The 12,952-nt window shown below is 30.5% G+C and carries 17 protein-coding genes; 4 read left to right on the top strand and 13 right to left on the bottom strand.

Translation table 11 applies throughout. The features are described 5' to 3' along the window. Positions 1-56 precede the first annotated feature (56 nt). Positions 57-932, top strand: coding sequence for an AraC family transcriptional regulator (locus tag ACP3TL_RS04705; protein WP_046465324.1), 876 nt, complete (start codon positions 57-59; stop codon positions 930-932). Between the two features lie 516 nt (positions 933-1,448). After that, positions 1,449-1,997, top strand: a complete 549-nt coding sequence (locus ACP3TL_RS04700) for a helix-turn-helix domain-containing protein (RefSeq protein WP_046465325.1) — start codon at positions 1,449-1,451, stop codon at positions 1,995-1,997. A gap of 704 nt (positions 1,998-2,701) precedes the next feature. On the opposite strand, the gene ACP3TL_RS04695 is transcribed toward ACP3TL_RS04700, so the two are convergent. From ACP3TL_RS04695 to ACP3TL_RS04640, 12 genes are all read right to left on the bottom strand, one after another. Beyond that, positions 2,702-3,877 carry a phosphoribosyltransferase gene (locus ACP3TL_RS04695; protein ID WP_285325657.1) on the bottom strand — a complete coding sequence of 392 codons (1,176 nt, stop codon included), beginning with the start codon at positions 3,875-3,877 and terminating at the stop codon, positions 2,702-2,704. After that, a complete protein-coding gene (locus tag ACP3TL_RS04690; protein ID WP_285325658.1) occupies positions 3,870-4,724 on the bottom strand; it encodes a DNA-processing protein DprA in 855 nt (284 codons plus the stop codon). The genes ACP3TL_RS04695 and ACP3TL_RS04690 overlap by 8 nt, the downstream gene beginning before the upstream one ends. A gap of 79 nt (positions 4,725-4,803) precedes the next feature. Then, complete coding sequence (locus tag ACP3TL_RS04685) at positions 4,804-5,433, bottom strand: phage minor capsid protein (protein ID WP_426433212.1); 630 nt, start codon at positions 5,431-5,433, stop codon at positions 4,804-4,806. A gap of 48 nt (positions 5,434-5,481) precedes the next feature. Beyond that, entirely contained in the window at positions 5,482-5,715 is a 234-nt protein-coding gene (locus ACP3TL_RS04680) for a hypothetical protein (RefSeq protein WP_285325660.1), read from the bottom strand. Continuing rightward, entirely contained in the window at positions 5,690-5,881 is a 192-nt protein-coding gene (locus tag ACP3TL_RS04675) for a hypothetical protein (RefSeq protein WP_285325661.1), read from the bottom strand. Before ACP3TL_RS04675 ends, ACP3TL_RS04680 begins: the two co-directional genes overlap by 26 nt. Before the next feature lie 105 nt (positions 5,882-5,986). After that, positions 5,987-6,442: a helix-turn-helix domain-containing protein gene (locus ACP3TL_RS04670; protein WP_285325662.1), complete on the bottom strand. Its 456-nt coding sequence runs from the start codon at positions 6,440-6,442 to the stop codon at positions 5,987-5,989. Then, positions 6,435-6,779 (bottom strand): hypothetical protein, encoded by a 345-nt coding sequence (locus tag ACP3TL_RS04665; RefSeq protein WP_285325663.1) that lies wholly within the window; start codon positions 6,777-6,779, stop codon positions 6,435-6,437. Before ACP3TL_RS04665 ends, ACP3TL_RS04670 begins: the two co-directional genes overlap by 8 nt. Beyond that, positions 6,766-7,011 carry a TscA family type II toxin-antitoxin system antitoxin gene (locus ACP3TL_RS04660; protein WP_285325664.1) on the bottom strand — a complete coding sequence of 82 codons (246 nt, stop codon included), beginning with the start codon at positions 7,009-7,011 and terminating at the stop codon, positions 6,766-6,768. Before ACP3TL_RS04660 ends, ACP3TL_RS04665 begins: the two co-directional genes overlap by 14 nt. 383 nt (positions 7,012-7,394) lie before the next feature. Then, a complete protein-coding gene (locus ACP3TL_RS04655) occupies positions 7,395-8,738 on the bottom strand; it encodes a DNA primase family protein (protein WP_285325665.1) in 1,344 nt (447 codons plus the stop codon). Between the two features lie 88 nt (positions 8,739-8,826). Beyond that, positions 8,827-8,997: a hypothetical protein gene (locus ACP3TL_RS04650; protein ID WP_285325666.1), complete on the bottom strand. Its 171-nt coding sequence runs from the start codon at positions 8,995-8,997 to the stop codon at positions 8,827-8,829. A gap of 14 nt (positions 8,998-9,011) precedes the next feature. Continuing rightward, complete coding sequence (locus ACP3TL_RS04645; protein WP_285325667.1) at positions 9,012-9,299, bottom strand: hypothetical protein; 288 nt, start codon at positions 9,297-9,299, stop codon at positions 9,012-9,014. Continuing rightward, positions 9,296-9,508, bottom strand: coding sequence for a helix-turn-helix transcriptional regulator (locus tag ACP3TL_RS04640; protein WP_285325668.1), 213 nt, complete (start codon positions 9,506-9,508; stop codon positions 9,296-9,298). The genes ACP3TL_RS04645 and ACP3TL_RS04640 overlap by 4 nt, the downstream gene beginning before the upstream one ends. Before the next feature lie 122 nt (positions 9,509-9,630). On the opposite strand from ACP3TL_RS04640, the gene ACP3TL_RS04635 reads away from it, so the two are divergent. Both ACP3TL_RS04635 and ACP3TL_RS04630 read left to right on the top strand, forming a co-directional pair. Continuing rightward, on the top strand, positions 9,631-10,218 hold the full coding sequence (locus ACP3TL_RS04635; RefSeq protein ID WP_285325669.1) for a helix-turn-helix domain-containing protein: 588 nt from the start codon (positions 9,631-9,633) through the stop codon (positions 10,216-10,218). Continuing rightward, positions 10,218-11,492: a tyrosine-type recombinase/integrase gene (locus ACP3TL_RS04630; RefSeq protein WP_285325670.1), complete on the top strand. Its 1,275-nt coding sequence runs from the start codon at positions 10,218-10,220 to the stop codon at positions 11,490-11,492. The genes ACP3TL_RS04635 and ACP3TL_RS04630 overlap by 1 nt, the downstream gene beginning before the upstream one ends. Before the next feature lie 190 nt (positions 11,493-11,682). Here the strand turns inward: ACP3TL_RS04630 and sucB are convergent, their stop codons facing one another. Then, positions 11,683-12,948, bottom strand: coding sequence for a dihydrolipoyllysine-residue succinyltransferase (gene sucB / locus ACP3TL_RS04625; RefSeq protein WP_046465326.1), 1,266 nt, complete (start codon positions 12,946-12,948; stop codon positions 11,683-11,685). Positions 12,949-12,952 lie beyond the last annotated feature (4 nt).

Raw genomic sequence — 12,952 nt, 5'->3', positions numbered from 1 at the left:
TTAACAACATTGTAAATAAAGGGAAAAAGATTGTTTTTTGAGCGGGAGGTATTTAAATGAAAGACAACGGGGATATTAAGTTTAAATTTGATTCTATTTCGTTACCTTTTGATGGAGAGTATGCAGCATGGCACAGGATAAGTGATGGTCACTTTGGCAATGAATTACATTATCACGACCATTATGAAATATTCTTCTCACTGTCTGGCAATATGCTATATACCATTGAAGGTAGAAAATATCAGCTAGACGTAGGTTCTTTATTACTCATTACACCATATGAATTTCATCAATTAAATGAACAGATGGATGGGCATGCCGAACGTATTGGATTAAGATTTGATGAACATTTATTAGAATCTTTGTCTACAGATACATATGATTTAAGTGCATGCTTCGACACAAAATCACCAAACTTTAAAAATTTACTGCAATTGTCAGAATCACAAAAAAGAGAACTATATTATTTACTTCAGGGTTTAATTAATGAACAAAATAGTCAGAAATTTGGGAAGAAATTAGCAGAAGAAGCATTGCTCACTCAATTTTTTATACTTTTAAATAGAGTGTCAATTGCTAATGAACAAGTATCAGTGATAGATGACCCGGAATCTGAGTTAGTAAGACAAGTATTAGATTATATGGAGTTACACTACGCAGATCCTATTTCATTAGAAGATCTCGAAAAGAAATTCTATGTTAGTCGCTATAAAATTACTCAGCACTTCACTCGCCTTGTAGGCTATCCACCATATCGTTATTTATTACAGAAACGATTGCAAAATGCGCAACGTATGTTGAAAAATGGAGAAAGTCCACAACAAGTTGCCAATCAATGCGGTTTTAGCGATTATTCTAACTTTTATCGAAAATTTAAAACGTCTTATGGGTGCAGTCCACGTGATTATTATCAAAAACACGCCAAAAATTAAACTGTTTATAGAGTAGAGAAATGCCATTACTTTAGAATTGTCTCAGCTAGTGAGTCTAAAGTAATGGCAATTTTTAATGGAAAGACCGATCATGAAAAAGGTACTTAACATAATAAATAATGCATCTATGCTTTTAAAGATACAAAAATTATGTTTATGCTCAAGCAATATTCAACGGTTAGTAATCATTATTTGAATGGTCGAAAATTTAATATAATAAGCTTGTTATTGAAATAGAATAATGAACTGTAGTAATTAGAATAAATAGAAATATCGTAACTAGTATAGATTTTAAACATGAAATCTGCTGTTTTACGTGTTTAAAATCCAGAATGTTTAAATTAGTAAATAGTGGTAAGGACACTGATGCTACAAGGTTTATAGCTTTTACAACAGTTTCATTACCACCTCCCCTCTCGCATAAAACGTTATAACGTGTATAATGACGTTATAACGTTTTAAGACTTGGAATGAATTTTCCCTGCGTTAGATTATAAAATAAAGGCGGAAAGATCTATGAAAGAAATTAATGATATTATTGCTGAAAATCTTAAGTTATATAGAAAACAAAATGGATATTCACTAGAACATTTATCCACTTTGACTGAAGTAAGTAAAACGATGCTTGGGCAAATTGAACGTAAAGAATCTATTCCATCGATTACAACATTATGGAAAATTGCTAACGGTTTAAAAGTTTCATTCTCTGAACTTACACAAGAAAATATTGAAAATATTAGAAAGATATCTGCGAATGAATTGAAGCCATTAACTTCAGAAGACAATAAATATAAAGTATATCCATTTTTTAAGTTTGATATTGAGAAAAAGTTTGAGAGTCATATGGTTATTATAGAGCCTGAAGGTCTTATGAAAGATTCGCCACATGGTTCTGGATCTATAGAGTACATAACGGTTTATGAAGGTACACTAACGCTTAAATTGGATGGAGATAACTATACGGTTCATAAAGATGAATCTATCCAATTTAACGCCAATATCTTCCATTTTTACTCAAATGAAAATATTTCATCAGTTCGATTTAATATGATTGTACATTATTAATTTCTTTGCAGAAATATTTAACTTTTTCAGAGTTGTAATAAAAATATAAGTAACTGTATACTGATCGCTCACATTGTAATTTAAGTACGATTTTGAGTTAATGTCTTATTTTGTGATCAAATATACCTTTTTAGTTATTGTTGTTGTATATGTCCTCTTAAATGACCATATTTTTTAAAATTCCATGTATCTGTTAAGCATAGTCAAAGACATAACTCGGTTTTCTAATGCTATCTATTTTTATTAAATTCATGGTTAAACTTAATAGCATCGTTGATTTTAAGCGTTGCCATAATTAGTTTTAGTATTTTTCTTCTAAGACAACGCTCAAAGGTTTCCGGTTACATTTGTTTAACGTGTGGCTTGATATTATTAATCATCATATTTGTTTTTGGATTAGTTTTGGGGGCGTGAATACGAAGTCGAATTTTGATTTCATGTTCACGCCTCTTATTTGGATTTTAGAGTAATTAAAATTTTAAAAAAAATACAACGACGCTTAGCGCCGTTGTATTGGGATTAATAAACTATTTTGTGTTGTGAATTAAGATTCTAATAGTAAATCTTCTGGGTTTAGATAGTATAAATATATTGTAGTCATGCATAGTGAAATGTTGTTATAAAACTGTTTTTAAGCTATCTTTTTATAAAAAATGCGTATGAATATTCATGATTAGTAAATTCTATGGGGGGAATTTGGGGGGTTATAGATAATCTGCATATTCTAAAATACTTTTATCATTTTCAAAGTTAAAATTGATACTATTATTCATCTTATTATATAGCACTTCATTCTTGAAACTAGATTTATATTTCGATGTAATATCACCGTCTAATGTATAATTAGTGGAATAGTAATCTGTCCCGAATTTGCCTATGGAAATGAAAATTAATTTTTTAACATTCGCTTTTAAGAACAAATGTTTGGCAGATTCGGCTGAGTAACCATTAGTTATATAGTCATCAATTATACAAACTACTTTACCTTCAATCTTATCTATTAATTGAGGATTAATTATTAATGATTGAAAATCATTATTACATTTATATATAGTTCGAGAATTTCCGGACTTATGTTTAGGTTGCATCTTTTCTTTTCTTATTAATAACTCAGGCCCATTATATGGCTTACCACCCACAATATAACGTATAGATTCTTTTATGAATCTAGTAGCTGTATCTGTATTTTGAGGATCAGATGATGGGAAGGTTCCCCAATAATCCACCTCATCGAAGATTTGACTTGTACTTACTTCACTAATTAAATTAAATAGTAAAAGTAATAAGACTTTTTGATCCCGGCTTTTTACATTACCTTTTAAATTTGCTTGAAAAATTTCTTTAATTCGTACTTCTTCTTTAGGTTTGTAATAATAGTTAGCATTATTTAAGCTCATTATCGTATACCTATCACCAAAATTCATTTGAAAATAATTATTTTTGTGTACATCAAATGCTTTCATACAATCTATAATGTCTTGAAATTTATTGACTGGTAAACCGTATTTTTTTACTTTTTCTGAAATGTTACTTGAATTATTAATTAATTTTTCGATATTAAATAAAGGAATTTTACAAATAAAAGAAAATATGGCATCTTCATCTACAATACCAATCATACAAATTATGGTCTTTTCTTTCTTTTTAATTTCCTGAATTACTGTTTTCTTGCTTTTTGATCCTCGTTCTATAAATATAACTTTTTCTTCATATTCACTTGGCAATTGTTTTTTCATTTTTGAAATTGATTGATTTTTTGCTACTATTGCTGGTTGTATATCATTATCATATAATTCATCTAAAATCTTTAAATTTTCACTTTTTAGCATATTTTCTTTATTAAAAACCAATAACTTTGAAATACATATTAGCTTATTCACTAATCATTTCCCCTCCTAATTTATATAGCACACTGTTTATTATATTGTCTTTTTGATCTATAAACAATATTTTTTTATTTGCTTCGCTCGCATTCTTAATTGTATTCATTGTGCCACTCTTTAAATTAGTTTCTATAACAACAATTATGTCGCATATGTTTGCGATATATTTATTTCTATCTAAAAAACTAGACTTATAAGTGTTTTCATTTGGTCCTATTGATGTTAAAGCCAAACCCTTTTCTAATATATCTAAAAATAATCTTTTGTTATTTTTAGGATATATATTGTGGAAATTAGTTGGTAAAACTGCAATCGTTTTCCCCTGATAATTTACTGTTGTTCTGTGAGAAATAGAATCAATTCCATTTGCTAAACCACTTACAATAATGTATTCATCATCGATAAATTTTTTAGTTACTTTTTCTGTAATAATGATTGAGTTTTCGGTTGGTTCACGTGTACCGATAATAGCTACTCTTTTATGCTTTTTTGATAATAATGAAACATCTCCTTTAGCGTATAAAAAAAGTGGCATAATATTATTCGGTATTAATGAAGTGATAGCATTTTTATCATATTTAAAATATATTTTGTTTTGCTTTCTATTTTTAAAAAAGTCATCATTAAAATATAAGTTTTTCTTAAAGTTATTATACTTGTCATATTTAGTAGATAGATTGAGATCTTTATCGGTAAATAATTCTTTTAAATTATTGTTAGCAGAGTTTTTATTAAAAATAATTTTTATAGGATCTAGATTTTGAAGATAAATTTTTTCTAATAACTTCGAACTAAATCCGAATTGGTGTAAAAAGAATAAATCACTTCTTATAAATTTAGACATTGGAACCTCCTTAACTATAGAGTTTTACGTAACGAAAATTTTAATAATTGTTAACCCTTAAATGTTATTATACACGTAATTAAATTAAATTAGTTAATTTATTAATTTTGGCTATCCACTCATGATATTGCTTCTTGCTCGCGTTCTTGTATTCTTTAAATGATTGCGGACCGTCCTTGCCTAACTTACTTTGCATCTTGTTAAACGAATGACATTTCTTGCGTGCTGCTGCCTTTGCTTTCTGTGTTGCATTATATTTCTTTGCCTCCTTAACCGTTCTAGTATCTCTATCAGGATCAGGGGCGAACATGCGTGACTTATCCAATTCCTGTTGTATATCTTCATCACTTTTAAACTTAACAATATATGGCCGGAAATTGCATTGGCAGTTAGGGTGTAACGGAAACAAACTATACAAATCTACATACGGGAATTTATCTCCTGGCTCTGTAGCGAATACAATACCTCTGTACGCTGCGCATTGTCCGCAGGTAGGTATTATGTTACCAGTAACTTCTACTTGTTTAACCTTGCGCTCTGAACACCTGTTGAGGTGCCCATGATTTTCAGCCTGCTGTAGTTTAGTACGTGTTACTGTCTTTGCGTAAAAGTCCACCGGTGAATGTTTATGGTCCTTTGTAACAAATGCAGTCATACTTCTTTTACCAAACTTCTCGCCTAAGTGTTGTGTTATTTGCTTTGTTGTCATACCTGTTATTAATCCATTTGCTATTTCGTTACGCACATCATAGATTGCCTAATCTAAATTCTTATAGCCATATTGTTCTGCTGTTCTAAATGCTGCCGATAAATCGGTTAATGTATCAGATACAATATTACTTATGGTTTCCATATGCAATGGTGTTTGCACTAGCTCTTTTATATCACTATTGCTCATTACAACAATTTCGAATCCTGTACGTTCCAATAATTGTTCAGCATGTTTTAATCCTTTTGAATATGAATTAATGATACTGGCTGGTAAAAACATTTGCCATTGTAGTACTTAATTCTTCATAAAGCCGTTTTAATAGAATATACAAATGTTTTACTTCTTCATTGTCTTCGATGTCTTTATTTGAATGTAAAACTATTGTTCTAGCCTGGTTATATACATAATCAATAATTTGTTCGATCTGTTCTTGTGATAGTGCCATATTTAATCTCCTTTAATGATATAATTTTGTTTACTTATAATAAATACAATTCGCCCCACGATTACGTGAGGCGTGTGAATTAATCTAAGACGTTTTGGTGTAATATTAATCATTAATCTTTGCAAGTTTACGTAAATCGTTATCACTAATACTGGTAAGATCTATATTTTGATGGATATGAGCATCATGCTCGATGTTTTGTTTATCTCTCCATTGATTAGGTTTGCGATTTTTCAACCAAAATATTTGTGCTGTTGTATCAGGTTTCATGTATTTTGTAACTGTTACTACTTGGCCGTCAGGTGTTACTTGTTCTTCGGTATATTCATATCCTATAGCCTTATTAAACAGTGCATTTTCAACTTGTCTGTCTACTACTTCTTTGCCTCTTTTTAAGGACTGAAATATAAGAACATGCTTTTTAGCCCAATTGTATAAAGTGCGGGGTGTTACACCAATATTTTGAGCAATTTGGTCATTTGTTAATCCGTCACGAGCCCACCCCTCTATTAGTAATAAATTTTCACTTGTTTTCCATTCGTCAACTTTAGATTTAAACATTGTTACCCTCCTTGTTAATGCTGCATTGTTTTTTTAGTAAGTTATCTACTTCTAATAGTGATGGAAGCATAAAATCTTGAGTTATGTTCTTCACATCACTAAAGCTATAGTCTAAATATGGCTTTATAAAGTTAGGTATATTATTAATTGCTGCTGCTATCTCTTGCTTATTTATTAAGTGATACAAATTACTTTGAACTTTGACTATATGATTGTGATCAATTTCAGTTATATGCGTTTGTTCTCTGTATTCTTTCAAATAATAAGCAAATGCAGTTGTTAAAATACGCCCTAATACCATCGCCTTACGTTTTTGAGTTACTTTATTTGTTTGCATGATAGTCACCATCTATCTCAACGTTTCCACCTATATAATCGATTGCCCACTCAATAATAGCTTGCAAATGTTGTTCGCGATTTTCAAAATACAACTCATTAACGCCATTGCCTTTATCGATATTAACTGGATAAGAAGTTCTATTATCATTAATTACACTATCTAAAGTTTCAATTACAGTGTTAATGATTACTCTTGCTTCATCACTAATTTTATAAAATTCGTCACTCATGTTACTACCTCCTATATTTGAATGCGCTACGCACTCACTACGTTCGTTTGTGGGCGTCCAGTTGTTAAGCTAACCTAAAGGAACGCTTAAAACATGTACGCATGTGTGTTGTTTCATAATCACAATTTCGTTTTTGATATAAATGCTAGTGGTAACAGAGTATCAACTAAGTAACACCAAAAATGAAGTGTTTAAACATTGATATGAAAGTGTTTTGAAGTAAATTAGCAAGGTAACACCAAATTGCTAAAAAACCTCTATATATACTTATTACTTCTTATATACTTTTATATTTTGATGTTACCTGTTACTAAAGTGGTAAAAGCCTCGATATATAAGCATTTGAGTTAGTAACATCTATGTTGTTACTTGTTGTTACACTGTTACTTTATCTCTTTTATAAATTTATTATTGTCATCATAGATTGCAGTTGTTTCGTCATTTTTAACGTATATTCTCTTGTTTTGATTGATAATAGGTAGTTTAAATTGTTTAGACATATAGCCTATTTGTTTGAGTTGTTTACCAAATTTATTGCTGTTTACTGCCTTGAATCCATTTTCTAGACACCAATTTTTATAATTTTGATATGCCTTTGTTGTTGTTCTACCTAGAAACAGTGAAACCTCTTGCTCTTCTGAATGAGCTACAAATTGCCTTATTGGGCTATTATCTGTACGGTATTGCGCTTTGTACTTTTTTGATATTTCAGGTTCAGTTATACCTTTATTATTGATAGCTTCCAGTAATCCATTTAAAGCTTTATTAAGTAATGCTGACTTAACTTCATCTGTGTTGAGCTTATCTAATATAAAGGGGTCTTTAGCGTAGCTTATATTGTCAAAACTACGTGTCATTGGCACTATTATTAGTCTTCTAAAGAAACCGTAACTATCATCAGACGTTGAAAATAAATCGTTACCAGCTAAAATAAACTTAGTTCTTGGTACAAAATCAAATGGCGAACCATATTTTACTTGAGCATTGATGCGTTCCCCTGTTATAAGTGATTTCAATATACCGGTGTTATTGATAATTGCATCTGTATCGATATCATCAGTCAAATTTAAATGTGAACCGTACAAATGTGCTTTGCTAAATTTATCTGTAAGCTCTTTGATTGACAGTGACGTTGTGTGTTCTTCGCCTACTAACTCATTAATAATATGCATGAACGAAGATTTTCCAGAACTACCGTTTGAATATAGGTAGAAAGCTACACCAAATTTATTATTTGAATATAATGTATAGCCGACCATTTGATATAAAAGTGCTTCTATATCTTTGTTACCATCTGACACATCACGTATAAACAATTCTAATAGTTCACTTTGAGCGATTGGTTTGTAATTGGTATCAATCTTAGATGTGATAACTAAATGCTCTGAAAATGGCTCTAATTGCTTAGTTTCAAGATTGAAAACGCCATTTTTTACACCTATATATTTTGATCCTGATTCTTGAATTATATTCTGACTGCATAGTGCTTTTAGTTTATGGAATACCTCGTTATTTTGTTTTATACTTAATTTGGGAAGTTCTATCAATGTAATTTGATTTAAAATATTTATATCTAATAACTGATAAAATTCACCGTTAAAATAATGAGGTTGCTGATTAATCTCACAACATTTATATTTTCTGTATAAGTAAGTGGCGAAATCATAAAATAAAAACCTACTGCCACTAAAATATTTCTTTTCGTTTTTTGCTACGAGATTCATCATGTTCCCCTCTCTGTTAATTCTTATTTCAACATATTGTTTTGGTTATCTGTATGTTAAAATTAAATCGGTTTGTTTATTACAAACTGTATTAGAGCGTAACGCTTCTGCTGTGGTTAGTGAGAGTGTTGCGCTTTTTTGTTTCTTCTACTAATTCATTAAAAAGTTTTCTTAATGATTCTTCGTTTTCTCTAATAGCAATATCTTCGATCTTTGATTCAGATTTAATACAAACACTATTATCGTTTAAATAAACTTTCATTTTAGTACCTCCATTTATAGACTTATTTTTGAAAAACTTCTTTTTTGCCTAAACTCTAGAAAATTTTTAAAGCCTTTTATATCAACAATTATTATCCAGGGTGATGGCCTAAAAACTATGTGTTGATAATGCTTGTTTTCTTCTGCTTCTCGAATATATTTATTAGTTGTACTTGGACTTAAACCATAAATGTGTGCTAGTGGTTTAGGACGTGCAAATTTAGGTTCTATTATTGCTACTTGTTCGTCTGAAATCACTGTATTTTCTCTTGTAGGTACAATATTTAGTGCTTGATTATTCATTTAACCACCTCCTTTGATGTGAAAATTTCATCAACCTCTACATTAAGTGCTAGAGCTATTAATTTAATAGTTCTTTTACTTGTGTTTGAATGTCCATTAATAACATTAGACAAATGGTTGTAACTAATATCAACTTCTTTACTTAGTTCAGTAAGACTTATTTCACTATTTGCCATAGCAATTTTAATTTTCCTAGAACTTAACTCCATATTTTTACCTCCAGATATAAAATTATATCTAAATTATATTTGTTAGTTATGATTATGTCAATAAATTACTTTAAACTTAAAGAATGTTGTGTAATAATGAGTTGAACAAAGGAGGTAATTTTATGTCTGGAGATTTAGAAAAGTTAATAAAATCATATGTTCAAGAAAAGAATATTTCTATTTCTGAATTAGCAAGAGCATCAAATTTAAGTCAATCATATGTATATAATTTAGAAACTGGTAAAAAGAGCAATCCTAAACTTAATACTTTAGTAAAATTAGCTAATGGATTAAGTAAGTTTGGTTATAATAAATTGAGTGTATTAAATGAATTGATTGCGGCAATACCAGAATTAAGTAATCAAGAGAATAAAGAAAAAGCATTTCAGCAATTGATACATATGAATGACGAAAAAATAACTGTTAGAAGTAGTGGGTATACAGATTTATTCAATGTGCTTAACGTTAGTAGCGAAAGAGTTGGGTATAGATACACTCAAAATAATGTTGATTATCAAATAATATTAGGTGATAAAATTAAATCCCATATAAAAAATGTTGTAGATGAAATTATTGATATGTATGTTAGTACTTATCCTGAATTGTTAGAAGAAGATGAATATTATAATTTAATGGTTGAATCTGAGTTAGCGAAGAATAAATTGAAATTACTTAACTATGGAGATTCTTTAGAGGATAGTGATAACTAATGTATGTAAAAGAAAAAGTGACTAAATCGGGTGTTAAACGTTATGAGTTTTTTGAAAAGTATATAGACCCACTAACAAGCAAATGGCGAGAAGTTTCTGTGACTATGAACAAAAATACCAAACCATATAAAAATGAAGCGAGAAAGCTATTACAGAATAAAATCGAAGTGAAATTGAAAGATAGAAATACAAAAGAATTAAAAGGTCTTACATTACATGATGCTATGAGTGAATGGTTAGAGCGTGCTATAAAATCAGATAATTTAAAACAAAGCACGATTAACTCATATAAATATGAAATTGAATCTATGAAGAATGAAATTGAATCTATGAAGAATGATATTGAAAAGGATATTAAAATCATTAATGTACATTATCAGTATATGCAAGATTTAATTGATATGTGGGCTAAAAGTGTTAATTATTCACGAGTAAAGTCGCATAAGAATAGATTAATGTCTGTATTTAAGTATGTACGTGACGTGTACGATATGAGAGATATAACAGCTATAGAGCGTGTGAAGTTGCCTAGTAATAAGAAAACATATGCGCAAACAATTGAAGAGCGTGAGAACTATCTAAATGAACTGGAACAGCACCAGTTACTAAATGCATTGCAAAAAATGTATGATAAGAATTTCAATTACGCTTGGGCTAAAACATATTATTCTGCATATAAAGCCATAGAAATCCAATTGCTTACTGGTATGCGTATTGGTGAAGTATTAGCGTTACAGTTTAAAGATATTAATTTCGAGAAGCGGTTTATTGATGTAAATGGCACATTGGTAGACAGAAAAGACCCTATCACACAAAGATATGGCGTGAAAGACAGTACAAAAACGGGATCAAGTATGAGGAAGATTGGTATTACTGCACGAGCAGTTGAAATTTTTGACGAATTGTACAAATACAAACAATTTAACGAATTAGATCCTGAATTTTTGGAACGAGATTTCATATTCACAAATAAAAAAGGTAATCCCCTTTCAACTAATAAGATGAATTATATCTTAAAAGAAGCATTGAAGATTACCAATATCACAAAACGTGTCACAACACACACAATGCGTCATACCCATGTATCTATATTAGCACAGCATGCAATCCCCTTAAAAGCAATTCAAGAGCGTGTGGGTCATTCTGATAGCAATATGACATTGAGGATATATACACATGTTACGGATAATATGGCGCAAAACTTGATTAATGAGCTAGAAGCATACGATAAAGATTTTAATAATCAAAAATACAAATTACGCTTAGTGCAATAAATATATTGAAAGCGCCCTTTTTATTTAGGCGCTTTTTTATTTTTGGTTCAAGTTATAATAATTACTAATATTAAAATAATGATTCTATGGGGGGGTTCGGGGGTGTTTTCTATAAATGCATAAATACATAAAAATACAACGACGCTAAACGCCGTTGTATTAGGGTTAGTAAACTATTTTGTGTTGTGTATTAAGATTCTAGTAGTAAATCTTCTGGATTTTCAATTAAATCTTTAATCATTTTTAAGAATCCTACTGCTTCTTTACCATCAATGATTCTGTGATCATAGCTTAATGCAATGTACATCATTGGACGGTTTTCGATTGTATCTGCATCGACAGCAATTGGACGTGTAATAATTGAGTGCATACCTAGAATAGCAGCTTGGCTACCATTAATGATTGGTGTAGACATCATTGAACCAAAGATACCACCATTAGTAATTGTGAATGAACCATTTACCATATCGTCTAGACCGAGTTTTTTATCGCGTGCTTTTTTAGCTAAATTGCCAATTTCTTCTTCGATTTCAGCAAAGTTTTTCTTGTCACAATCTCTTACGAATGGAACAAGTAAACCGTCGTCAGTAGATACTGCAACACCGATATCATAGAATTGTTTAGTAATCATATCGTCGCCGTCAATCTCAGCATTCACACCTGGGAATTTTTTCAGCGCTGCAACAGCTGCTTTTGTAAAGAATGACATGAAGCCGAGTTTAGTACCATCATGATCTTTAATGAATTGTTCTTTTTTACGTTTACGTAAATTCATTACGTTCGTCATATCGATTTCGTTAAATGTAGTTAACATAGCTGTGTTATTAGAAACTTCTAATAATTTTTTAGCAGCTGTTTTCTTACGACGAGACATTTTTTCTCTCACTACTGGTTTTGATGGATTTTGTTGTGCCGGTTTTTTCGCTTCTTCTTTAGCGGCTGGAGCTGATTGTTTTGAGCTAGCTTGATTTTGACTTTGATCAACATGTTCTTTTCTTACAACATCATTTGACTGTGCTGCTACTTCAGATAAGTCGATACCTTTTTCACGAGCATATTTACGAGCTGATGGTGTTGCATTAACACGTTGTCCGTTGTCTTGATCTTTTTCTTCTGATTTATCATTTTGCGTTTCAGATTGTTGTGGTTGAGCTTTTTCTGATGATGAATCGTCTTTAGCGTCATCTTGTTTAGCTGGTGCTTCAGAAGCGTTGTTTCCGCTACCTTCTCCAACAACAGCGATAGATTGACCTACTTCAACTGTATCGCCTTCGTTTGCAAGTAATTCTTGAAGAACGCCTGCTTCTTCTGAAACAACTTCAACGTTTACTTTATCTGTTTCTAGTTCAACGATAGCTTCACCTTTATCTACGTTATCGCCTACTTGTTTTAACCATTCTGCAATGGTACCTTCTGTTATGGATTCTGCTAATTCTGGAACTTTTACCTCTGGCATGCTT

Origin of the sequence: Staphylococcus caseorum (assembly GCF_049943195.1) — a bacterium.
GTDB classification, from domain to species: Bacteria; Bacillota; Bacilli; order Staphylococcales; family Staphylococcaceae; genus Staphylococcus; species Staphylococcus equorum_A.
Note: the sequence above shows the minus strand (reverse complement) of the source record. Positions and strands in the feature narration are given on the sequence as shown.

What these genes read in the sequence shown, in the direction of transcription:
- ACP3TL_RS04705 (WP_046465324.1), top strand. Translation starts at nt 57, where the DNA reads ATGAAAGACAACGGGGATATTAAGTTTAAATTTGATTCTATTTCGTTA.
- ACP3TL_RS04700 (WP_046465325.1), top strand. Translation starts at nt 1,449, where the DNA reads ATGAAAGAAATTAATGATATTATTGCTGAAAATCTTAAGTTATATAGA.
- ACP3TL_RS04690 (WP_285325658.1), bottom strand. Translation starts at nt 4,724, where the DNA reads ATGTCTAAATTTATAAGAAGTGATTTATTCTTTTTACACCAATTCGGA.
- ACP3TL_RS04685 (WP_426433212.1), bottom strand. Translation starts at nt 5,433, where the DNA reads ATGACAACAAAGCAAATAACACAACACTTAGGCGAGAAGTTTGGTAAA.
- ACP3TL_RS04680 (WP_285325660.1), bottom strand. Translation starts at nt 5,715, where the DNA reads ATGTTTTTACCAGCCAGTATCATTAATTCATATTCAAAAGGATTAAAA.
- ACP3TL_RS04675 (WP_285325661.1), bottom strand. Translation starts at nt 5,881, where the DNA reads ATGGCACTATCACAAGAACAGATCGAACAAATTATTGATTATGTATAT.
- ACP3TL_RS04670 (WP_285325662.1), bottom strand. Translation starts at nt 6,442, where the DNA reads ATGTTTAAATCTAAAGTTGACGAATGGAAAACAAGTGAAAATTTATTA.
- ACP3TL_RS04665 (WP_285325663.1), bottom strand. Translation starts at nt 6,779, where the DNA reads ATGCAAACAAATAAAGTAACTCAAAAACGTAAGGCGATGGTATTAGGG.
- ACP3TL_RS04660 (WP_285325664.1), bottom strand. Translation starts at nt 7,011, where the DNA reads ATGAGTGACGAATTTTATAAAATTAGTGATGAAGCAAGAGTAATCATT.
- ACP3TL_RS04655 (WP_285325665.1), bottom strand. Translation starts at nt 8,738, where the DNA reads ATGATGAATCTCGTAGCAAAAAACGAAAAGAAATATTTTAGTGGCAGT.
- ACP3TL_RS04650 (WP_285325666.1), bottom strand. Translation starts at nt 8,997, where the DNA reads ATGAAAGTTTATTTAAACGATAATAGTGTTTGTATTAAATCTGAATCA.
- ACP3TL_RS04645 (WP_285325667.1), bottom strand. Translation starts at nt 9,299, where the DNA reads ATGAATAATCAAGCACTAAATATTGTACCTACAAGAGAAAATACAGTG.
- ACP3TL_RS04640 (WP_285325668.1), bottom strand. Translation starts at nt 9,508, where the DNA reads ATGGAGTTAAGTTCTAGGAAAATTAAAATTGCTATGGCAAATAGTGAA.
- ACP3TL_RS04635 (WP_285325669.1), top strand. Translation starts at nt 9,631, where the DNA reads ATGTCTGGAGATTTAGAAAAGTTAATAAAATCATATGTTCAAGAAAAG.
- ACP3TL_RS04630 (WP_285325670.1), top strand. Translation starts at nt 10,218, where the DNA reads ATGTATGTAAAAGAAAAAGTGACTAAATCGGGTGTTAAACGTTATGAG.
- sucB (WP_046465326.1), bottom strand. Translation starts at nt 12,948, where the DNA reads ATGCCAGAGGTAAAAGTTCCAGAATTAGCAGAATCCATAACAGAAGGT.